This is a genomic window from Ruminococcus gauvreauii (assembly GCF_025151995.1).
GTDB lineage: Bacteria > Bacillota > Clostridia > Lachnospirales > Lachnospiraceae > Ruminococcus_G > Ruminococcus_G gauvreauii.
In genome coordinates, this window is record NZ_CP102290.1 from 4,124,860 (window position 1) to 4,145,839 (window position 20,980).

Annotated in this window: 22 protein-coding genes and 1 pseudogene; 8 read left to right on the forward strand and 15 right to left on the reverse strand. The window is 48.8% G+C overall.

The window, feature by feature from the left end; translation table 11 throughout:
- Positions 1–3: 3 nt before the first annotated feature.
- The 3 genes from NQ502_RS19250 to NQ502_RS19260 are packed head-to-tail and all read right to left on the reverse strand — an operon-like array spanning position 4 to position 3,782.
- Complete coding sequence (locus NQ502_RS19250) at positions 4–969, reverse strand: ABC transporter permease (protein WP_260046576.1); 966 nt, start codon at positions 967–969, stop codon at positions 4–6.
- Positions 966–2,471 (reverse strand): sugar ABC transporter ATP-binding protein, encoded by a 1,506-nt coding sequence (locus NQ502_RS19255; RefSeq protein ID WP_260046577.1) that lies wholly within the window; start codon positions 2,469–2,471, stop codon positions 966–968. Before NQ502_RS19255 ends, NQ502_RS19250 begins: the two co-directional genes overlap by 4 nt.
- 27 nt (positions 2,472–2,498) lie before the next feature.
- On the reverse strand, positions 2,499–3,782 hold the full coding sequence (locus tag NQ502_RS19260; RefSeq protein ID WP_028527931.1) for a uroporphyrinogen decarboxylase/cobalamine-independent methonine synthase family protein: 1,284 nt from the start codon (positions 3,780–3,782) through the stop codon (positions 2,499–2,501).
- A 190-nt stretch (positions 3,783–3,972) separates the two neighbouring features.
- Here NQ502_RS19260 and NQ502_RS19265 point away from each other — a divergent pair, with 190 nt between their 5' ends.
- Complete coding sequence (locus tag NQ502_RS19265) at positions 3,973–4,824, forward strand: helix-turn-helix domain-containing protein (RefSeq protein WP_028527930.1); 852 nt, start codon at positions 3,973–3,975, stop codon at positions 4,822–4,824.
- Positions 4,825–4,912: 88 nt separating this feature from the next.
- On the opposite strand, the gene NQ502_RS19270 is transcribed toward NQ502_RS19265, so the two are convergent.
- The 12 genes and pseudogenes from NQ502_RS19270 to NQ502_RS19325 all read right to left on the reverse strand — a co-directional run.
- The gene (locus NQ502_RS19270) at positions 4,913–5,257 is read right to left on the reverse strand and encodes a phenylpyruvate tautomerase MIF-related protein (RefSeq protein ID WP_028527929.1); all 345 of its coding nucleotides are present in this window, start codon (positions 5,255–5,257) and stop codon (positions 4,913–4,915) included.
- A gap of 52 nt (positions 5,258–5,309) precedes the next feature.
- A complete protein-coding gene (locus tag NQ502_RS19275) occupies positions 5,310–6,329 on the reverse strand; it encodes an inorganic phosphate transporter (protein ID WP_044983054.1) in 1,020 nt (339 codons plus the stop codon).
- A 97-nt stretch (positions 6,330–6,426) separates the two neighbouring features.
- Complete coding sequence (locus NQ502_RS19280) at positions 6,427–6,810, reverse strand: VOC family protein (RefSeq protein ID WP_028527928.1); 384 nt, start codon at positions 6,808–6,810, stop codon at positions 6,427–6,429.
- Positions 6,811–6,982: 172 nt separating this feature from the next.
- Positions 6,983–7,894: a helix-turn-helix domain-containing protein gene (locus NQ502_RS19285; protein WP_028527927.1), complete on the reverse strand. Its 912-nt coding sequence runs from the start codon at positions 7,892–7,894 to the stop codon at positions 6,983–6,985.
- Between the two features lie 179 nt (positions 7,895–8,073).
- Positions 8,074–8,496: a DUF2000 domain-containing protein gene (locus tag NQ502_RS19290; protein WP_028527926.1), complete on the reverse strand. Its 423-nt coding sequence runs from the start codon at positions 8,494–8,496 to the stop codon at positions 8,074–8,076.
- Between the two features lie 113 nt (positions 8,497–8,609).
- Positions 8,610–9,071 carry a zinc ribbon domain-containing protein gene (locus NQ502_RS19295; RefSeq protein ID WP_028527925.1) on the reverse strand — a complete coding sequence of 154 codons (462 nt, stop codon included), beginning with the start codon at positions 9,069–9,071 and terminating at the stop codon, positions 8,610–8,612.
- Between the two features lie 68 nt (positions 9,072–9,139).
- Complete coding sequence (locus NQ502_RS19300; protein ID WP_044983053.1) at positions 9,140–9,520, reverse strand: DUF2500 domain-containing protein; 381 nt, start codon at positions 9,518–9,520, stop codon at positions 9,140–9,142.
- Between the two features lie 153 nt (positions 9,521–9,673).
- Positions 9,674–10,093 carry a pyridoxamine 5'-phosphate oxidase family protein gene (locus NQ502_RS19305; RefSeq protein ID WP_240302254.1) on the reverse strand — a complete coding sequence of 140 codons (420 nt, stop codon included), beginning with the start codon at positions 10,091–10,093 and terminating at the stop codon, positions 9,674–9,676.
- 98 nt (positions 10,094–10,191) lie between these two features.
- On the reverse strand, positions 10,192–11,067 hold the full coding sequence (locus NQ502_RS19310; RefSeq protein ID WP_148511896.1) for an AraC family transcriptional regulator: 876 nt from the start codon (positions 11,065–11,067) through the stop codon (positions 10,192–10,194).
- A 22-nt stretch (positions 11,068–11,089) separates the two neighbouring features.
- Complete coding sequence (locus NQ502_RS19315; RefSeq protein WP_028527921.1) at positions 11,090–12,730, reverse strand: Na/Pi cotransporter family protein; 1,641 nt, start codon at positions 12,728–12,730, stop codon at positions 11,090–11,092.
- Between the two features lie 70 nt (positions 12,731–12,800).
- A complete protein-coding gene (locus NQ502_RS19320; RefSeq protein ID WP_028527920.1) occupies positions 12,801–13,220 on the reverse strand; it encodes a hypothetical protein in 420 nt (139 codons plus the stop codon).
- A gap of 1 nt (position 13,221) precedes the next feature.
- Positions 13,222–13,914, reverse strand: a pseudogene (locus tag NQ502_RS19325) (diaminopimelate dehydrogenase); the annotation flags it as partial.
- 645 nt (positions 13,915–14,559) lie between these two features.
- Here NQ502_RS19325 and tet(W) point away from each other — a divergent pair.
- The 7 genes from tet(W) (at position 14,560) to NQ502_RS19360 (ending at position 20,965) form a co-directional block, all read left to right on the forward strand.
- Positions 14,560–16,479, forward strand: a complete 1,920-nt coding sequence (gene tet(W), locus NQ502_RS19330; protein WP_002586627.1) for a tetracycline resistance ribosomal protection protein Tet(W) — start codon at positions 14,560–14,562, stop codon at positions 16,477–16,479.
- A 50-nt stretch (positions 16,480–16,529) separates the two neighbouring features.
- Positions 16,530–17,297 (forward strand): class I SAM-dependent methyltransferase, encoded by a 768-nt coding sequence (locus NQ502_RS19335; protein WP_002586626.1) that lies wholly within the window; start codon positions 16,530–16,532, stop codon positions 17,295–17,297.
- A 171-nt stretch (positions 17,298–17,468) separates the two neighbouring features.
- Positions 17,469–17,891: a sigma-70 RNA polymerase sigma factor region 4 domain-containing protein gene (locus tag NQ502_RS19340; RefSeq protein WP_002586616.1), complete on the forward strand. Its 423-nt coding sequence runs from the start codon at positions 17,469–17,471 to the stop codon at positions 17,889–17,891.
- A complete protein-coding gene (locus NQ502_RS19345) occupies positions 17,884–18,096 on the forward strand; it encodes a helix-turn-helix domain-containing protein (protein WP_002586615.1) in 213 nt (70 codons plus the stop codon). The genes NQ502_RS19340 and NQ502_RS19345 overlap by 8 nt, the downstream gene beginning before the upstream one ends.
- A 497-nt stretch (positions 18,097–18,593) precedes the next feature.
- The gene (locus NQ502_RS19350; protein WP_002596229.1) at positions 18,594–18,992 is read left to right on the forward strand and encodes a plasmid mobilization protein; all 399 of its coding nucleotides are present in this window, start codon (positions 18,594–18,596) and stop codon (positions 18,990–18,992) included.
- On the forward strand, positions 18,964–20,589 hold the full coding sequence (locus NQ502_RS19355; protein WP_002596230.1) for a relaxase/mobilization nuclease domain-containing protein: 1,626 nt from the start codon (positions 18,964–18,966) through the stop codon (positions 20,587–20,589). Before NQ502_RS19350 ends, NQ502_RS19355 begins: the two co-directional genes overlap by 29 nt.
- A 10-nt stretch (positions 20,590–20,599) precedes the next feature.
- On the forward strand, positions 20,600–20,965 hold the full coding sequence (locus tag NQ502_RS19360; RefSeq protein ID WP_425386754.1) for a cysteine-rich VLP domain-containing protein: 366 nt from the start codon (positions 20,600–20,602) through the stop codon (positions 20,963–20,965).
- Positions 20,966–20,980 lie beyond the last annotated feature (15 nt).

The window sequence follows — 20,980 nt, forward strand, 5'->3', positions numbered from 1 at the left end:
GATTTACTTTGTATTTGCCTTACGGACCTGAACATCGATGATAACCGCCACACAGATCAGGATACCGAGTACGATGTCCTGGAACGACGAGTTGATGTTCTGCAGGTTCATGAAGTTCTTTATGATACCGATGATCAGGGAGCCCACGATGGTATTCAGGATATTCCCCACACCTCCGCTCATACTTGTTCCGCCGACGATGACCGCCGTGATCGCATCCATCTCCATCCCTTCACCGGCTGCCGGCTGCCCCGAACTCATCCGCGCCATCAGCAGGATTCCTGCAAGCCCCGTACAGACTCCGCCGAACGCACACGCGAAGAACTTGGACCTCTTTACACGGATACCCGACGCCAGCGCTGCCGCCTGGTTTCCTCCAATCGCATATAACGACCTCCCCATCGGGGTCCATGCCAGTATGATGTACGTGATGATCAGCACGAGGATCATGATCACCACCGGGAACGGGATGAACCCGATGTACCCCTGTCCCAGGAAGTTAAAGGATGCCGGAAGGTTCGAATAGTTCTGGCCCCCCGTGAACGCCATGATCGCTCCGTCCGCCATCTGCATGGATGCCAGCGTTGCGATGAACGGCGGTATGTCAAACGCCGTGATCAGCGCGCCGTTGATCGCACCGAACAGCAGTCCGCATGCCAGGCCTACCACCAGCGCCAGGAACAAATTTCCCGTCTTCATCATGCAGTACGCCGACAGCGTTCCTGCAAACGCCAGCACTCGCCCCGGCGACAGGTCGACCATTCCCGAGATCAGCATCAGCTGCTCCCCGCATGCCAGGATTGTGATGACCACGACCTGGCGGACAACGTTCCTCAAGTTCACGCCCGAAATAAAGTTGCGGTTCACGACCGACATTATCACAAACAACAATACAAAGATCAATACGATCCCAAATTTACTGTAAAATTCAGCCACCGAAAAACTGCCTTTTTTACTCTTCACCATCATGCCTGCCCTCCTATTGCAAAACTCATAATCCTTTCCTGCGTCAGGTCGTCCCCCTGCACCTCCCCGGTGATCCGGCCTTCCGCCATGACCAGTGCCCGGTCACAGACACCGATGATCTCCGGGAGCTCAGACGAGATCATGATCACCCCTGCCCCCTGCTGGGCCAGGTCGCACATGATCTTATAGATCTCATACTTCGCACCGACGTCGATTCCCCTCGTCGGCTCGTCCATGATGAACACCGTCGGGTTCTGCAGCAGCCATTTCGCGATGACCACCTTCTGCTGGTTCCCTCCGCTCAAAGACCCTGCGCTCGTCTTGATCGACGGCGCCTTGACGGTCAGCTTTTCGGACATCTGTGCTGCCTCCCTGTCCTCCTGCTTCCGGTTCAGCAAAAATCCCCGGCTGAAATGCTTCAGGTTCGCCAGCGCGATATTCTCCCCGATCGAGCGGCACAGCACCAGGCCTTCGCCCTTCCTGTCCTCCGACAGGTAGATGATCCCCGCCCGGATCGCATCCGGCACACGGCGGATCTCCACCTTTTTCCCCTTCAGCCAGATCTCTCCCGACTGCAGCTTATCCAGCCCGAAGACCGCCCTCGCCACTTCCGTACGCCCTGCCCCTACCAGCCCGGACATCCCAAGGATCTCCCCCGCACGCAGGGTAAACGACACGTTCTCAAACACGCCCTCCCGCGTCAGGTTCTTCACTTCCAGGATCGTATCGCCGATCTTCGGGTGTTTCGGCGGGTACACGTTCGTCATCTCACGGCCGACCATCTTCGCGATGATCTCATCCGTCGTGATCTCCCCGACCTTATGGGTCGAGATCGCCTTCCCGTCCCGCAGGATCGTCACCATATCCCCGATCTGCCCGATCTCATCCAGCTTGTGGGAGATATAGATGAAGCTGATCCCCTGCTTTTTCAGCATCCGGATCTTCTCATGGAGCACCTCCACCTCGCTCTCCGTGATCGAGGAAGTGGGTTCATCCATGATGATGACCTTCGCATTTACGGAGATTGCCTTGATGATCTCGATGATCTGCATGTCCGATACCGTCAGGGAACGCATGGTCCGCCTGGCATCGTAGTGGAACCCGAAGTTGTCGATCAGCTCCTGCGCCTGGGCATACATCTTTTTCCACTGGATTGTCCCAATCCTTGTCAGCGGTGCACGGCCCAGAAAGATGTTCTCTGCGATCGTCAGGTCCAGTACCGGGCTTAACTCCTGATGGATGGTCGCCACGCCGATGCTGTTCATATACCTGGGGTTATGCGCCGTGATCTTTTTTCCGTACAGGAACAGGTCGCCTTTATCTGCCACGTACAGCCCGTTGATGATCTTGATCAGTGTGGATTTCCCGGCTCCGTTCTCGCCCGCGAGCACATGCACCGTGCCCTCCTCGACCGCGAAGCTGACGTTATCCAGTGCCTTTACCCCAGGAAACGATTTGGAGATGTTCTTTAATTCCAGCACGTTCTTTCCTTTTTCTCTCTCCATTTCCCTCCTCCTTTACAACTTACATGATCATTCATAGTTCCGTGCAAGATCCATACAGATATTAACCCAGGAAGCTCCGTATTCAATATGTCCGCAGCATGTCTGTGCCTCCCGAAGTTCCACGATCAGCGGATTTCCTCTGGATACTTCCATGCCGTGGGCAATCATATCGTGTATACGCTTTTCGTCAAAGGTATGGAAAACATCCGTCGGATTGAGTTTCCAGCTCATCACATATTTCCCTCCGATCTTTTCAGCGGCAATGTCAATGTCTGAAAATGCGCTGACTGCGATCTGCCTGAGGTTCGGTATATATTTTGCCACTGCATCGTATTTCCTGTTCATGTTTTCACAGCATCCGTATGCATTCATACCGAACAGTGCAGAAAGCCTGTTCTGATAAGGAAGAACGAATTCCTCCAGCATGTCCGGTGAAACAGCGGTAAATTCCTGTGCCATACAGTATCCCCATAAGTCCTTCATACGGACGGTACCGTCAAAATCTTCTGCCGGGAGCAGGTCTGTGCACGCCAGGCCGTTGGAGCCGCAGGCTGTGGCCGTTCCATTTACCATATATTCATTGTTGTTCAGCTTCCAGATTCCAAGCTCGATACCCTTTTTCAGATATCCGAGGCGTCCCTCGTACAGAATGGACATGGCTTCGTGTGTGAGTTCCGGCTCTTCATACAGATCATACATCACCTGCTCCAGTCCTCTGAGTTCACACCAGATATCGATCAGACTGTTTCCCCATCCCATGATGGACTGGTGAGTGGATGCAGTAAACGGCTCTCCCTCCACAACATTCAGGATATCTCCAAAAATTTCCCTGGCGAGTGCGAAGTTCTCCTGTGACTTTTCTTCATCTACTGTAAGTTCGGGAAGCTTCATCTTTTTAATGTCACTGACCTCACAGATACATGGATGAAAACAGGCTGCATGGTCCGGTCTGTCATCATACGGACGTACACGATCGTCCGTCCAGTCTGTCACATGGGTATCATAGGGAATATATAAAACGTCTGTCAGTACAACATCATCGTCAAAATGCTCTGCACGGTATATTCTCATCCGCAGCTCTTTTTCTAATGTCCTGAATACAGGGTCTTTCACTCTCAAAGTTTCCTCAGGAACCAGCTCATGCCAGCATTCCGGCGGGAAGATCACCAGCGGTCTTGTCTTTTCCATTTTATTGAGCTTTATCCAGAGCTCTTTTTTTTCTTTCCATTTCGGATCCTGGGAAATTTCTTTTACCTGAAATGCCAGAGTGCGCAGATGTGCTGCCTCTTCCTTTGATATTCTATTGTGCATGATTGTTGCATCCTTTCTTTCACTTAATTATCAACTGTTTCATACTATCTATTATATAAATTATTTCACCTATTCCCATACTCTGGTTTTCGTTAAACTTCATCTTGTTTTAGATAAGGCAGGATTTTGGTTGAGATTAAATCTCAGCGGGTTATAATGACAGTAACACCTGAAGAAAGAAGGGATATGCGTGAAATCAGTATTTGAAAACCTGACCGCCGGCGTCTATAAAAAGTCTGTAGAACATGCATTTCTTCCTCCGAAGCTCGCGGAAGAATTGCTGTTCTATCCTACCTGGACAGGACATTATTACTGTTCAGAAAATTACTATATAAGAAGAGAAACCTATCCCACTCTTCTGCTGATGTATGTAGTAAAGGGGATGTTCCATGTGGAATTCAGAGATAAGATTTTCGATGCAGGTCCGGGAGAAGTCATTTTGATCGACTGCCGGGAGCCCCATTATTACAGAGCCTACGAGGGACTGGAGTTTTATTTCTATGGATTTGAGGGCTCCAACTCCAGAGAAATCTGCCACTACATACTGAGCACCAAGGGCCCCAGAATCAGTTCAAAAAATAACCATCTGATTGGTAATCTTTTAAAAAATACTTTAGATTTTTATGAGAAAAATGATACAGAAAACATCATCGATGCCTCACTGAGAGTCTACAAATTTCTGACGCTTCTGCTTCAGACCAGAGAAATGTATCAGGGTGTCAGGAACAAGCCGATCGACCAGAGCCTGATGTATATTCAGGAAAATATTGACAAGCATATCACGATGGAGCAGCTCGCCAGGATCGTGGGATTGAGTCCGGCATATTTTTCCAGTATTTTCAAACAGGAAACAGGTTATTCTCCTCGTGAATACATCACCAATGCCAGGATGAATAAAGCCAAGCTGCTGCTCGTCCAGACACATAAAAGCATCACGGAGATCGCCTTTGAAGTGGGCTACGCCAATAATGCCAGCTTTACCAATATTTTTACAGACAAAATCGGGTGTTCACCCAAGACGTTTCGCAAGCTGATGCGATAGAGCGACCGTATCCATACGTCCATCAAAAGAAGAAAGATGCACATAGTTCATTACCGTGTGCATCTTTCTTCTTAAAATTTATTCATTTTTAAAAATTCTTCCCATTCCAGCCCCACTGAATAAAGCTCTCATAATTCACATACACTCTGTTCCGGGGAATCTGCAGCTCTTCTTCCAGCATACCGCAGATATCCTTGGTCAGCATAAGGCTGTATTCATCAGACAGGCTGCCGAAGACTTCCACTTTCACATACGCGGTGGGACCATCCTGATTCCCTCCGAAATATAAACGGCAGTTATCCTCCAGTTCAATCATCAGAAATTCTTCGGATTTCCCCGGGATCTGCGTGATGATCTGTCCGAGCCGGTTTTTCACACTCTCTTCCTGTTCTTCTGTTACGGAAACGGATACATTTGTTTTTATGTATGGCATGTGACTTTCCTCCTGAGTTTTCTTTCTATCTTAACCTTAAGTGTAGTAAATTTCAATGGGTAATGTGCAGGAAAATCACTGTCATCGCGTAACTGATCAGGCCGCACCCAGGAAACGTAAAGATCCATGCCAGCATCATTTCGCAAAGCACATGAAAATTGATATCCCGGATGCTTTTTACGGCCCCTGCCCCCATGATCGCACAGGTCTTCGTATGGGTAGTGGAAACCGGGATCCCGGAGACGGTGGAAAACAGCAGGCAGAACGCTCCCGCCAGGTCCGCAGAAAATCCCTGGTAGCGTTCCAGCTTTACGAGATCCGCTCCCACTGCCTGTATGATCTTTTTGCCTCCGACACTGGTGCCGAGCGCCATGACCGCGCTGCACACCAGCATCATCCAGACAGGGATTACCGCACCAGTGACACTGTTTTGTCCACTGTAGAACGCAAATCCCAGAAACAGCACACCGATAAATTTTTGTCCATCCTGGGCACCGTGCATGAAGCTCATAGATGCCGCGCCAAAAATCTGGGCATTTCGGAAAAATGCGTTCGTTTTATCGTAATCCAGATCCCGGCAGAGGAACATGATCAGCCGGCAGATCAGCCACCCGGCTGCAAATCCGCACACAAGGCTGAGTGCCAGGCCATAGAACACTTTGATCCACTCTGTCATATTGATGCCGCCGATTCCGTGCTGTATCGCAATCGCCGCACCTGACAGTCCTGCGATCAGACTGTGGCTTTCACTGGTTGGAATGCCAAGAGAAGAAGCCGCCGCGCTGTACACAACGATGGAGAACAGCGACGCACACAGGGCGATCAGTGCGTATCGGGTATCGGTTCCAAAATCCACCATGTTGCTTATGGTAGCCGCGACAGAGCTGTTAATTTTTGTCATGACAAGAACTCCGAGAAAATTAAAAACCGCACTCATCCAGATCGCGGTGCGTTCGCTCAAACACCCTGTCGTAATACACGTAGCAATCGCATTAGGGGCATCCGTCCACCCGTTGACGAAGATGACGCCAAGTGTCAGCAGAACCGTGAGCAGCAAAATGGGATTTGGCATACAAAAATCTCCTTTACATTTCCATCCTTATATATATGGTGAAATGTAAAGAAGATTCCTGATGACCACATTTTGTGACCGCATGTGATATCTGTTGCTACACAGTTATTTCAATACGGGTGCCTTCCTCCTCCAAAATACAGCTCTCGTAATACCCATCTCCTGTTGTCCTTGGTCCGCTGATGACAGTAAAACCATCCTTCCTCAGCTGTTTTGTTAACCGGTCAACATTTTTTTCAGATCCAACACTAAAAGCTATGTGATCATACCCGGTCTGTTGTTTCTTGCCATCATGTTCTGAAATTTCCGGATTATGCATGATCTCAAGCCTGGCGCCATCTCCAAATGATAAAAAGTATGAGGTGAATCCTGTCTTTGCATTGTGATACCTGCTCCCTGATTCGCCCTGAAAATATGTTTCAAAAAATAATTTTGCGCGTTCCAGATCTTTTACATACAACGCGGCGTGATGAATGACCATATCGATATTCCTCTTCCTTTACTTGTGTGCTTTCCATTGACAGGCTGTAATCTTAATCTGCAGGTCTGTATCTGTGCTGTATTCTATCCAGTAATCACTTTCTCTTCGGCTTAAATCATGAGTTGATTATATCCTGAGCTTTTATCAGATTCCTTAAGAAAAGCGCCCAATACTATAATGAAAACGACTCATTGGATTGTTTTTTTCTATATTCTCTGGGCGAACAGCTATAAAAGCGCCGAAACATTTTGGCAAAATTACTTGGACTGTCAAACCCGCAGTGTACTGCAATTTCCGAAATGCTGGCAGAGGGATGTTGTATAAGTAATGCTGCACCCTGCACAATTCTATATTTTAATAAATACTGCATAGGCGGAAGCTGTATTGTCCGCCGAAAGCATCGTAAACACTCTCGTTCTCCTATATCAGCTGTTCTGGAAATATCAGATAATGTTAACTGTTCGGCAAAGTGTTCATGAATGTAATTCAGCATTGTTTGAATGCGCTGATTGTCCTGATTGAGAGCAATATCACAGTTTGCGATCTCCTGCTCAAATTGACGATACAGGAATAAACATATTCTGGAGAGCTTTTCTCTCACAACGAATTCGAAACCGGGCATGTCCTCCGCCAGAGATGCAAAAGCAGTCATAAACTGGTCCTTGATATCCTGTTTTCCGTCTGAATTAACAAAACACATATCGAACGAAGTACAAGATATCAGCGGATGCATATATTTTTTCGAAAATACTGAATCGTTGCTTCCGGTAATTAATGATTGACTGAAAACCAAGGAATGTAACTGGCAGCAGTCATCCGTCGCCGCATAATGAAGGATATTGGAATTGATCGCAATACAATCGCCCTTTTTTAATAGAAATGATTTGGCGGGTATCTGCAGTTTGATTGTTCCGTCTCTCACGTATATTATTTCGATTTCTTTATGCCAATGCCAGGGAATCGCATCTTCCGGCTTATCTGTATGTAAGGATGCGTATCCGGCACAGGGAAAATCATATGTTCCATGTGGCTGAAGCTCCCTGGATACACGGTTCAAATTCAGCCCGCATTTTTGTAATCCCATAATATCACTCCTGACTTAGTCGTTTAGATTATATTATACGTCTGAAATCATATTGTATCAATGTTAATATGGCGGTATTGTTATCATAAAATAAGAAAAGCATCAGGAACTCTTGCTCCATGACGCTTATCTAATACAAAATCTTAGAAATTTTTTTCTGTTTACAGCTATTTGTGCCTTCAGCGCAGCAGCGGCATACTGCCGGTCAGTTTATTGACTTTTTTCTTCGGACCGCAGATCGCAACCCCCATATATTGAAGATCAGCCCCTTCAGCCTGCTGCATTTTATTCGTAAATTCATCATATGTCTTACAGCCCTGTGCCAGCCCTGAAAAGTCCACAGCCAGCAGATCAGAAAAATCTTCTGTATACAGCTTCTTCCTGATTTCTTTAATGGAAACCGGGTTTCCCTTCAGTATCGGAACTGGAAACTCGATAATTCCCAGATGAAGGTTGCCTGTCTTATCCGCAACATCACTGCCAACCACTTCCGGCATTTTCTTTCCCATCGTAATTCCCAGAATTGCCGCTGTGTTCGCAATCAGACCGGAGGGCAGATTTTCGTCAATCACCATCACACATTTGTCATCTTTCACATCCATATTTTTCTCTCCTTACCTGCTTTCATGAGTTGTCTTTGGCTTATCCCTCATTTTAACAGTCGATCACCGGAATTTCTTGAAAGATGTGATACTATTCGAGATAAATTTACTGATTATGCGCTCCAGCGCTTTAATGTTGGCAAAAACTGCATGAGCTGCATTCTGGCCTCCTGTTTTGTCAGCTGCAATCCCGCCGATTTGTTCCACTCATCCAGATGCTGCAGGTTATGTTCAATCAACTCTTCCATCGTGATATTCTGGGTAAACGCACCCTGCTGATAGCAGAATACGCAGTATTCTTCGGATTTGCTGCCATCCTTCTCTGTCCCTTTATCACCGTCGTGTTCCAGGTTCATGCCGCAGCTCTGGCAGAGTCCGGCCGGATATCCCAACAGATAATCCGCCGACACATGAAACGTTTCCGCAATCAATTTCAGCGTATCTGTACTGGGAACGGTATCTCCGTTCTCCCACCTGGATACAGCCTGTCTTGTGACAAACAGCATGTCTGCAAATTCATCCTGTGATAATTTCAGACTTTTGCGCAGTTCCAGTATAATATCCTTAAAATCCATTTTAAATACCTCCTTTTTAAAAGTTTAACATCTGACCGGGCAGCCGGACAAGCAACTGGCTGTTGCTGTCAACCCGCTCGTTCAAACCCCAGATAACGTGTCCCCTGAAATGTCAGTTTCCCGTGATCACCTTCTGCAAGCAGGCCGTATTCGCGTCCGGTTACATGAAACTCCATACGGTCCCTGCTGTCACCCACCTGGAATGTCACATAATACGTAGTGTCAGTGATCATCGTATATCCATGTGCACCGGAACTATCCCCCCCATTTGCCTGCTGATGATGTGTGGTATCGGTGCGTTTGGACACGATCACAGCTTCAACGGTGAGCTGCGGAGAATTGTTATTCTGATGCCACTCGCTGACACTCTTAACCACTATGAAGATGATGACACCTGCCACCACCACGAAAACCAGGCTGAACATCATTTCAAAACCTCCCATAAACATGTAAATGCCTCCTCCCCTGCCGGTCTCTGGCTTCAATTGATGTTTCCATCATAAGAGATAATCAAATTCCATGCAATACTTTTCTTTAAATAAACAACGCACCTGCAGTTTCATAACCGCAGGTGCGCTGTGCCGTCGTCTCAGTCTTTTGTATCATAATTCCACATACTGCTTGTCCTCGAAATTTGTCTCCATCGTCCATTCTGTCGCTGTTCCGTTTTTCAGAACGAAGACCTGAAGCAGCCCATCAATGCCATTGTCCTTCCACGCCCGTAAAAACTCCCTGGTAGGATGCTGAAAGATCTCCTCCCGCAAAGCTGCGTCTTCGACGTGTTCCAGTACCCCTGTCACACGGATCTGGCTGCCGTTGCCCTGAAAACATAATTCAACTTTCGGATTTTTCTGAATCTGTTCGTACACATCCTTTGTAGATGCAGTGTGAAAGATAATCCCGTTTTCATCTGCCCGGAATAACAGCATCCCCCGGACTCTTGGCTGATCCCGGTCCATCGTTGCCAGATGGAACACAGGATTTGTATTCATCAGCTGAAATATTTCATTTTTAGTCATCATAATCTGATCCTCCTTTTGGTCTGTAACTGTATTTTAGTCCGAATGGAGTTATTTATCTTTCAGATTACAATTAAAAACTTTCAAAAAACATGCAGCTTTCAGCCTCCGTACCGGTAAGTGTTTCGATACTCTGAAGGAGTCACTCCTGCCAGGCGCTTAAAATTCGAAGCAAAATGAGCGCTGCTCCCGAAACCACATCTGGATGCGATCTCGATTATGGGAATATCATTTCTGCGCAGCAGTTTTTTCGCCTTCTCAATCCGGATTTCGATCAGATATTTGATGGGCGTCACTCCCAGTTCATTCTTAAATATCCGGTTGAAGCTGGAGGATGACATGTGATTTAACCCTGCCAGGTCCTCGACCGCGATGTTTTTATCAAAATGCTGTTCCATATAATGCTGGGCGCGGGCAACGGCGTAATTTGAGGAAATCATGCGCAGATCCAGATTCTCACCCAGGATGCTCCGGATGATCCAATGTGTGATGACCGTAACCTGTGCCTCCAGGGTGAGGTCCGAGTTTGGCATCTGCTTGCTGTATTCAAAGGCAAACGTGTTGAGTGTTTTTAAAATATCACTGCACAGGGCAAACTGCAGATCGTTGAAATATGGCATTTCTGCTGTGTAAAGCCGATACTGACTGTCAAAGTAGTCCCTGTCAATCAGAATACAGTAATAGTGGATAAATTCATCAGAAAAATCAGTGTGAGGAACATCCGGTGATATAACGGATGCGAGATAGTGATTTCTCTCAATGCTGATCTTCGGTGTCACACCGGACTCCTCCACCGAAAACAAAATAGTGATCATATAGGAGGGATGCGTATGTCCCTGCCTCTGGGCATACTGGCAAGTCCCCACACTTGGTATAAATAATCCCAGCTTCGGGTGTACGTAACAGTCTACAAATCTCAGTTCATTTTCCGTTACACTTTCTCCCACCAACGCTTTTATGATAGAAAAATCCCTCATATATGCATCCCTTTCCTTCAAGTCAGACAACCCTTGTCAACATTCCATAATACTGCTCTGCGATATTCAGCGCATGATCACCGATCCGTTCAAAATCTGTCAGCATTTCTGAAAAGAAAATGCCTGCATCAGCGATGCATTCACTTTTGCCGATTCTCTCAATCTGCTGTGTCAGATACTCATTTCGAATATCGTCTATCTTCTGCTCATCACGGGAAGTCTTCTCAAGCATGGTTTTCAGATCTGCAACATTGCTGCCGGCCACGTCGTCCAGTATCCGAAGACTCATCTCTTTCATAGTCATGATCTCCTGTTTTGCCTGATCAGAAAAAACAATTTCCTTTTTCTTCATGCTCACGGCGTAACCCAGGACGTTCATAGCATGGTCTCCGATCCGTTCCAGATTGCCCAGGATCTTATAATACCCGCTGATTTTAATGGAATCTTCCACTGCCATTTCATGATGCATGACAGACACGATATAGCGGGATATTTCTGCATTCAGGTAATCGATATACTCTTCCTTCTGCTCCAGCTCTTCTTTCCCCTGAGAGGTGCTGTGGAGTACAGCATCAAAGCTTCCGGAGACTGTCTCCCTGACGATCATCCGCATCCGCTCAACCTCATGGTCAATCTGCGTCAGTACCAGGGCTCCCTGCCCCATGGCATAATGACTCTCAAACGGCTGTATGTATTCCAGATGAAGTACCTCTTCCTGTTCACTTTGTTTATCCGGAAGAATTTTCTCTGCCAGACGTGCCATATACGTTCCAAACGGCAGCAGAAGCAGCGTGGTGACGATATTAAATACCGTGTGGACATTCGCGATCTGAGCGACCGGGTTGTCCGGGGTTATGTGTTCCATCAGCATGGTGAACGGTGTCACCAGACAAATCACTGTAAATATAATCGTGCCGATGATGTTAAACATCAGATGTATGACCGTTGTCCGCTTTGCATTCACTTTCGTGCCGATCGAGGCCAGTACAGCCGTGATACAGGTTCCGATATTTTGACCAAACAGTATGTAAACCGCGCTGGAGAGCGGGATCATACCGGTACTCGCCAGTGCCTGCAGAATACCGACCGATGCCGATGAGGACTGGATGATCGCAGTGAAAACAGCACCGATGAGAATGCCTATCAGAGGATTGCTGAATGTCGTCATGAAATGGATAAAAGTTTCAGAGTTCTGAAGCGGCACCATCGCCGATCCCATCATATCCATGCCGATAAAGAGCACACCCAGGCCCGCAAAAATTTCACTGATGTGCTTTGCCTTTTCATTCTTCACGAAAAGAATGGTGGCAACACCCAGAAACGCGATGAGCGGTGCGATCACACCGATGTCCAGCGCGATCAGCTGTCCTGTGATCGTGGTACCGATGTTTGCACCCATGATCACCCACACCGCCTGGTTCAATGTCATAAGCCCGGAATTGACAAAACCAACCACCATGACAGTCGTAGCTGAAGATGACTGAATCACCGCTGTTATCACTGCTCCGGCCACAACGCCCTTGATCCTGTTTGCGGTCAGCTTTTCAAGTATTCGTTTCATCTTGTTCCCGGCAGCCATTTCGAGACCGTTGCTCATCATCTGCATGCCATACAAAAACAGCGCAAGACCGCCAAGCAGTATTAAAATATCAGATATTTCCATATTATATTCTCCCATTATTGTCATTTTGTCGAATCAGTAACCGATGCATATCCGAATAGATACGCGCAGTTTACCACGGACGTTTTTTTCCGTCTGACTTATGGGTGATATTCAGTTTGATACAAAACTGGCGGGGTAACGGGGTTAAAAAAAGGAACAGCAAAAAGATGCCTCCGCCGAACAAGATTACGTATACGTTCAGAGGCATATTAAGATCAGAGACTCCGTCATGCAGGCACGGATTTCCGCGGTACTGTTTTAATGCCTGCCGAAAGATGACTCTGTATGACGACATAGAATTCTGGAGCGCATGTTCATCCATAGAATGATCTGCCGTCCGAATCATATGACGGTTTTCCCTGTCAACAGTCTGGGACTGGTACATGTCCTGATCATCAAAAGCAGCGGGGAGAGAAATGATTCCCGTCCCCGTCTGCAGAATGAAAACTGTTGTAAAAAGTATCATCAGATAAGTAATCTTATTCATCATATTAAAGCATTTCGGCCCTGAGCGCTGCACCGTCTTTTGCACTCAGATATGCAGGTGCAATGTCAAACACTGTCTTACAGCCAGCCTGTCCTTCCTTTGCAAGCCGGTAGGCGGCTCTTGCATATGCGGCAATCACACAGGCGGTAAACTCTGGATTTGAATCCAGTTTCAGGCTGTATTCGATCAGATGATTGTTCTCCTGTTCCCATCCGGTACAGCCGCTGCGCAGTACAAATCCGCCGTGCGGAAGTCTGCTGTGGCTTTTCTGTAATTCTTCTTCCGATACAAAGTGTACGGTAGTGTCATAATCCGAAAAATAGTTCGGCATGGTCTTGATCGTCTCTTCAACTGCGGATGCATCTGCACCTTCTTCCAGGACGACATAACAGTCTCTCGTATGCTTCTGGCGCGTCGTAAGCTGCGGATTTTCTCCGTTGCGGACAGATGCCAGTGCCGCATCGACAGGGATTGTATACTGTCTTGCATCTTTCACACCCGGTATCCGGCGGATTGCATCGGAGTGTCCCTGGCTGACGCCTTTTCCCCAGAAAGTATAATCATTTCCCTCCGGGAGGATCGCATTGGCATATAACCGGTTCAGTGAGAACATACCAGGATCCCATCCAACGGAGATGATTCCCACGTTGCCGCCTGCTTTTGCTGCTGCATCAACATTGGCAAAATGCTCATGTACGGTAAGGAAGCAAGCAACCGAAAACAAGAGATAGACCGCCAGCACTACACTATTCCGAACCAAAGACCAAAAGATAAGCATTGTGGGAAAATCTAAACTTTTGGATTTTCCTACAATGCCAACTACGGCGGAATCCCTCCCACTCCTTATATCTTTCTGTATACATTGAATTTGTATTTAGTAAAATGCAGACAACACCACGGATCGGCTTTTGGTTGGACAATTCCAACCAAACACCACAGCAGACAGCAGAAAACATTCTGAACGCTAGGAAGCCGGTATGATTGTTACATATAAGGGGAAGAAAAATTTCTTTTAGGTACTTGCTTTCCTAAAACTGATGTGATACAATGATTTAATCCAGAAAAGGAGTAAAAAATATGCGGCAAGGTATTCTTAAATAAAACTATAATCAAATAGTGGGAACAAAGGATTATGATAGCTCCTTTTGTAGGGGCTTAGTTTTTTGTACCCAATTTAAGAATACTTTTGCCTTATCAATTTTGACATATCCCCAAAAACAGCAATCACAAACAGGTGTATGCTGTATATGTGTATGTCCGCAACTTATAATCCCCAGTGGTAAAAGTATTTTACTGCTGGGGATTTTTATGCCCTTTGGGGCTGTAAAGGGAGGACAATCACATGAAAATAATCAATATTGGAATTCTTGCCCATGTAGACGCTGGAAAGACGACCTTGACGGAGAGCCTGCTATATGCCAGCGGAGCCATTTCAGAACCGGGGAGCGTCGAAAAAGGGACAACGAGGACGGACACCATGTTTTTGGAGCGGCAGCGTGGGATTACCATTCAAGCGGCAGTCACTTCCTTCCAGTGGCACAGATGTAAAGTTAACATTGTGGATACGCCCGGCCACATGGATTTTTTGGCGGAGGTGTACCGCTCTTTGGCTGTTTTAGATGGGGCCATCTTGGTGATCTCCGCTAAAGATGGCGTGCAGGCCCAGACCCGTATTCTGTTCCATGCCCTGCGGAAAATGAACATTCCCACCGTTATCTTTATCAACAAGATCGACCAGGCTGGCGTTGATTTGCAGAGCGTGGTTCAGTCTGTTCGGGATAAGCTCTCCGCCGATATTATCATCAAGCAGACGGTGTCGCTGTCCCCGGAAATAGTCCTGGAGGAAAATACCGACATAGAAGCATGGGATGCGGTCATCGAAAATAACGATGAATTATTGGAAAAGTATATCGCAGGAGAACCAATCAGCCGGGAAAAACTTGCGCGGGAGGAACAGCAGCGGGTTCAAGACGCCTCCCTGTTCCCAGTCTATCATGGCAGCGCCAAAAATGGCCTTGGCATTCAACCGTTGATGGATGCGGTGACAGGGCTGTTCCAACCGATTGGGGAACAGGGGGGCGCCGCCCTATGCGGCAGCGTTTTCAAGGTTGAGTACACCGATTGCGGCCAGCGGCGTGTCTATCTACGGTTATACAGCGGAACGCTGCGCCTGCGGGATACGGTGGCCCTGGCCGGGAGAGAAAAGCTGAAAATCACAGAGATGCGTATTCCATCCAAAGGGGAAATTGTTCGGACAGACACCGCTTATCAGGGTGAAATTGTTATCCTTCCCAGCGACAGCGTGAGGTTAAACGATGTATTAGGGGACCAAACCCGGCTCCCTCGTAAAAGGTGGCGCGAGGACCCCCTCCCCATGCTGCGGACGACGATTGCGCCGAAAACGGCAGCGCAAAGAGAACGGCTGCTGGACGCTCTTACGCAACTTGCGGATACTGACCCGCTTTTGCGTTGCGAAGTGGATTCCATCACCCATGAGATCATTCTTTCTTTTTTGGGCCGGGTGCAGTTGGAGGTTGTTTCCGCTTTGCTGTCGGAAAAATACAAGCTTGAAACAGTGGTAAAGGAACCCTCCGTCATTTATATGGAGCGGCCGCTCAAAGCAGCCAGCCACACCATCCATATCGAGGTGCCGCCCAACCCGTTTTGGGCATCCATAGGACTGTCTGTTACACCACTCTCGCTTGGCTCCGGTGTACAATACGAGAGCCGGGTTTCGCTGGGATACTTGAACCAGAGTTTTCAAAACGCTGTCAGGGATGGTATCCGTTACGGGCTGGAGCAGGGCTTGTTCGGCTGGAACGTAACGGACTGTAAGATTTGCTTTGAATACGGGCTTTATTACAGTCCGGTCAGCACGCCGGCGGACTTCCGCTCATTGGCCCCGATTGTATTGGAACAGGCATTGAAGGAATCGGGGACGCAGCTGCTGGAACCTTATCTCTCCTTCATCCTCTATGCGCCCCAGGAATACCTTTCCAGGGCTTATCATGATGCACCGAAATACTGTGCCACCATCGAAACGGCCCAGGTAAAAAAGGATGAAGTTGTCTTTACTGGCGAGATTCCCGCCCGCTGTATACAGGCATACCGTACTGATCTGGCCTTTTACACCAACGGGCGGAGCGTATGCCTTACAGAGCTGAAAGGATATCAGGCCGCTGTCGGTCAGCCGGTCATCCAGCCCCGCCGTCCAAACAGCCGCCTGGACAAGGTGCGCCATATGTTTCAGAAGGTAATGTAAAGATACATAATCGTCAAGACGGCAACAATCAGAAGTTATGGAGGGTAACAATGGAATATAGTAAGGAAGATTTAATGGAAGCAAAAAAGCAAATTTGGGGAGTGGGAGAGAACATGGGAACAGAGGAAAGTAAAAAAATCTGGGAGGAGAACGCACAATTTTGGGATAATGCAATGGGTGACGAATCTAATGAATTTCACAGAGAGGTAGTGCGTCCCAAAGTAACGGAACTTCTATCTCCTAATCCTGCGGATTACATTTTGGATATTGCGTGTGGCAATGGAAATTATTCTTCGTATCTTGCACAAAGAGGCGCTTCGGTTGTCGCTTTTGATTACAGCAAAAAAATGATAGAATTGGCTAAAAGACGGCAATCACAATATGCAAAACAAATTGAATTTTGTGTGGCGGATGCGACCGATAGAAAAAGTATATTAGAATTAAAAAGAAATCGAGCCTTTACGAAAGCAGTTTCTAATATGGCAATTATGGATATTACGGATATTGAACCACTTCTTATGGCTGTTTATGAACTGTTGCAGGAAAGCGGAATTTTTGTCTTTGCAACGCAACACCCTTGTTTTGTCACGTTGACTGAAAAATATATGACACCGCACAGTTACTATGATATAGCGATTGAAGGGCAACCGAAAGAGCAGATTTATTATCATCGTTCCATACAAGATATTTTTAACCTTTGTTTTAGAGCTGGATTTGTCATTGATGGATTTTATGAAGAATGTTTTAAAACCAACAAAGAAATTCCTATGGTAATGATAGTAAGGCTTAAGAAGGTAAAACGTGATAGCTTAAAATAAATTCAAGTTTGTCGGGTAAATAGCAAACCCAGCCGAGCCAGTCAACGGTCAAGATGAACGGCGCATATGCGCAGCCGTTGACAGCCCCGCCCGCCTTTGCTGGTAGGCAATCAAGGGGCGACAGCAAGAAGTGCCACCGCCCCGCACTATTATTCAGAAAGGGGAATTTCCATGACCGACCAGATAGCCTATCAAGAATATATCCAGCGCAGGTACAACGCCTTTTGCAAGACTGTTATCCGCTGTGCCGCCTTGGACAAGATTTTGAAGCTTAAACGGCAATGGGAACGGCAAGTTTCCCTTGACTATCTGATGAACGAGAAGTTTGTCCAGTTTGCCGCGTCGGAGCCGGACGAGGAATACCCATTTACCGTCTGCGGTCAGACCGTCCTGCTCTGCAACGCCGCCCTTGCCGACGCGATCTCTGTTTTGCCGGAGCAGACGCGGGAAGAAATCCTGCGCTATTACTTTCTGCGCCAGCCGCAGCGCGTGATCGGCGCGTGTATTGGCCGGTCACGCAGCACAGCGGGGCGGCATATCCAGCTTGCCTTGCAGCGGCTACGCGAAGAAATGGGGGTGAGCCGGTATGAGTAGACTTCTCCCCTATGAAACAATCCTCAAAGCCCGTGAGGGCGACCCAGAAGCCGTGAACGCTGTCCTGCTCCACTACGCCGGATATATCCGCTATTTCTCAAAAGTGAACGGGCAGGTCAACGCCGAGGTGGAGGACTATGTAAAGCAGCGGTTAATTGACTGTCAATTCAAGTTCCGGCTTGACGAACCACCGGACAAGTCATAAAAACTGAATACCAGCCGCCACCGACGCGGCCAGCGAAAGCAGTAAGTCTTGAAAAAGATTTACTGCTTTTTTTGTTGTCCGGCTCCGCTCCCGGCCATTTTGCCCCCTGCCGGTTGTAGTAGTAAGCGAGGAGGGAATTTTTCTGCCCTGGTGTTTGGCATTTGGAGCATTTACCCGTAGTAGAGGGCAAAGAGAAAGGATTTCTCCAACACCGGGTAGAAACCACTGCGTCCGGTGTCATTTTAGCGAAAGCGGGCAGGAATGCCCTTTACAGGATTAGTAGTAGCAGAAAAAGAGAAACAAACTTTTGTGGTTGCAGTTTTCCAAAAAAGTGGCGGACGGAAGTGAGAGAAAGTTTGCAGTCACGGAGAGCAAGTTTCTACCACGGTGCCAAAATCCGCAATTCTGCAGTTTTGCCCCTCGCGGGAAACTTGTTGGGGAGTGCCTTCCCCAAACCCTGCTCATGCGCCCTTACGGGCGAGAAAGGAGGTCACACCATGCGAAAGAAATACAACACGCCCCACCGCAGCCGCGTTGTGAAAACCCGGCTGTCCGAAGATGAGTATGCCGACTTCACAGCGCGGCTTGCGCCCTATGGTATCAGCCAGTCCGAATTTCTCCGGCAGGCGATACGGCGGGCGACCATACGCCCGGTTGTCCATGTGTCGTCGGTCAATGACGAGTTGCTTTCCGCTGTCGGGAAGCTGACAGCCGAGTACGGCAGGATCGGCGGCAACCTCAATCAGATTGCCCGGTATCTGAACGAATACGGCGTACCCTACAACACCCTTTCCGGCGAGGTACGCGCCGCCATATCCGACCTTGCCGTCCTCAAGTATGAAGTCCTCAAGAAAGTAGGTGACGCGGTTGGCAACACTCAAGCATATCAACTCTAAAAACGCCGACTACGGAGCCGCCGAGCAATATCTTCTCTTTGAGCATGACGAGTTTACCATGAAGCCCGTCCTTGATGAAACCGGCAGGCTTATCCCCCGCGAGGACTACCGGCTGTCCACGCTGAACTGCGACGGGGAGGATTTTGCCGTTGCGTGTATGCGGGCCAATCTCCGCTATCAGAAAAACCAGCGGCGGGAAGATGTGAAAAGCCACCACTACATCATCAGCTTTGACCCGCGGGACGGGCCGGACAACGGCCTGACCGTAGACCGGGCGCAGGCGTTGGGGGAACAATTCTGTAAAGAGCATTTTCCCGGCCACCAGGCCCTTGTCTGCACCCACCCGGACGGGCATAACCACAGCGGCAACATTCATGTGCATATCGTCATAAACAGCCTGCGGATTGAGGAAGTGCCGTTCCTGCCCTACATGGACAGGCCGGCCGATACGAAAGTCGGCTGCAAGCACCGATGTACCGACGCTGCCCTGCGCTACTTCAAATCCGAAGTCATGGAGATGTGCCACCGGGAGGGGCTTTATCAAATCGACCTCTTGAACGGCAGCAAGAACCGCGTCACCGACCGGGAGTATTGGGCGCAGAAAAAGGGACAGGCCGCGCTGGACAAGCAGAACGCCCCCATGATTGCCGATAGTATCACGCCCCGGCAGACCAAGTTTGAAACGAACAAGGAGAAGCTGCGGCAGACCCTACGGAAAGCCCTTGCCACCGCCGCCAGCTTTGACGAGTTTTCCTCTCTGTTGCTGCAGGAGGGTGTGACCGTCAAGGAGAGCCGGGGGCGGCTTTCCTACCTCACGCCGGACAGGACAAAGCCAATTACCGCCCGGAAGCTGGGCGACGATTTTGACCGCGCCGCTGTCTTTGCCGTTTTAGAGCAAAACGCCGCCAGAGCAGCCGAAGCGCCAGCCAGATCCCCCGATCCCCCACGCACCATAAAAGACCGCTTGCAGGTTGCCAGAGCCGAGATAGCCGCCCCGAAACAGGACGGAGTGCAGCGGCTTGTGGACATTGAGCAGAAAATGGCCGAGGGCAAAGGCCGGGGCTATGAACGCTGGGCGAAGATACACAATCTGAAGCAGGCCGCCAAAACGCTGTCCGTCTACCAGCAATACGGCTTTACTTCCCCGGAGCAGTTAGAAGCCGCCGTTGACACCGCCTATCAGAAAATGCGCCAGACCAGCGGCGAACTGAAAGCACTGGAAACGAAGCTGCAAGGGAAAAAGAAGTTGCAGCGGCAGGTGTTGGCCTACGCCCAGACCAAGGCCGCCCGCGACGGGCTGCGGGCACAGAAATCCGAGAAAGCCCGCGCCGCATACCGGCAGGCCCATGAGAGCGATTTTATCATAGCCGACGCAGCAGCCCGGTATTTCAAGGCGCATGGCATTACCAAGCTGCCCGCCCGGAAAGCGTTGCAGGCCGAGATCGAGCAGCTTATCTCCGAGAAAGACGGCCTGTATAACACCTATCACGAACAGAAACAGCGGTTCAAGGAGTTGCAGACCGTCAAGCGGAACATCGACCAGATTTTGCGCCGGGACGAGCCGCACCGCAGAAAGGAGCAGAGCCATGAGCGATAACCTGCCCCACATGGACTACCGCCAGCACCGGCGGGCGCGGCGGCTGGTACATGAGTGCTGTAACTACGATGAGGGGAACTGCCTGCTATTGGACGACGGGGAGCCTTGCGTGTGCGTCCAGAGCATTTCCTTTTCCCTCATGTGCCACTGGTTCCGTGTGGCTGTCCTGCCCCTTGACGGGGAGCTGGCCGCAGCCCTCTTGTGCCGGGGAAGCCGGAAACGGTGTGCCGTCTGCGGGGCGGCCTTTGTCCCCAAATCCAACCGGGGAAAATACTGCCCCGACTGCGCCGGGCGCATGAAGAAAATCAAAGCCGCCGAGAGAAAGCGGAAACAAAGGCAGAGATGTCACGCTTTAGAGCCTTTCAAACCCGCATAAATCAAGGCTTTTTTC

Coding starts and splice junctions, on each gene's coding strand:
- NQ502_RS19315 (WP_028527921.1), bottom strand. CDS start 12,730: ATGGAAATATCTGATATTTTAATACTGCTTGGCGGTCTTGCGCTGTTT.
- NQ502_RS19360 (WP_425386754.1), top strand. CDS start 20,600: ATGGACTACCGCCAGCACCGGCGGGCGCGGCGGCTGGTACATGAGTGC.
- NQ502_RS19285 (WP_028527927.1), bottom strand. CDS start 7,894: ATGGGATTACAAAAATGCGGGCTGAATTTGAACCGTGTATCCAGGGAG.
- NQ502_RS19300 (WP_044983053.1), bottom strand. CDS start 9,520: ATGTTTATGGGAGGTTTTGAAATGATGTTCAGCCTGGTTTTCGTGGTG.
- NQ502_RS19270 (WP_028527929.1), bottom strand. CDS start 5,257: ATGCCATACATAAAAACAAATGTATCCGTTTCCGTAACAGAAGAACAG.
- NQ502_RS19310 (WP_148511896.1), bottom strand. CDS start 11,067: ATGAGGGATTTTTCTATCATAAAAGCGTTGGTGGGAGAAAGTGTAACG.
- NQ502_RS19335 (WP_002586626.1), top strand. CDS start 16,530: ATGGAATATAGTAAGGAAGATTTAATGGAAGCAAAAAAGCAAATTTGG.
- NQ502_RS19255 (WP_260046577.1), bottom strand. CDS start 2,471: ATGGAGAGAGAAAAAGGAAAGAACGTGCTGGAATTAAAGAACATCTCC.
- NQ502_RS19250 (WP_260046576.1), bottom strand. CDS start 969: ATGATGGTGAAGAGTAAAAAAGGCAGTTTTTCGGTGGCTGAATTTTAC.
- NQ502_RS19345 (WP_002586615.1), top strand. CDS start 17,884: ATGAGTAGACTTCTCCCCTATGAAACAATCCTCAAAGCCCGTGAGGGC.
- NQ502_RS19340 (WP_002586616.1), top strand. CDS start 17,469: ATGACCGACCAGATAGCCTATCAAGAATATATCCAGCGCAGGTACAAC.
- NQ502_RS19290 (WP_028527926.1), bottom strand. CDS start 8,496: ATGGATGTGAAAGATGACAAATGTGTGATGGTGATTGACGAAAATCTG.
- NQ502_RS19350 (WP_002596229.1), top strand. CDS start 18,594: ATGCGAAAGAAATACAACACGCCCCACCGCAGCCGCGTTGTGAAAACC.
- NQ502_RS19305 (WP_240302254.1), bottom strand. CDS start 10,093: ATGATGACTAAAAATGAAATATTTCAGCTGATGAATACAAATCCTGTG.
- NQ502_RS19320 (WP_028527920.1), bottom strand. CDS start 13,220: ATGATGAATAAGATTACTTATCTGATGATACTTTTTACAACAGTTTTC.
- NQ502_RS19295 (WP_028527925.1), bottom strand. CDS start 9,071: ATGGATTTTAAGGATATTATACTGGAACTGCGCAAAAGTCTGAAATTA.
- NQ502_RS19275 (WP_044983054.1), bottom strand. CDS start 6,329: ATGCCAAATCCCATTTTGCTGCTCACGGTTCTGCTGACACTTGGCGTC.
- NQ502_RS19260 (WP_028527931.1), bottom strand. CDS start 3,782: ATGCACAATAGAATATCAAAGGAAGAGGCAGCACATCTGCGCACTCTG.
- NQ502_RS19280 (WP_028527928.1), bottom strand. CDS start 6,810: ATGGTCATTCATCACGCCGCGTTGTATGTAAAAGATCTGGAACGCGCA.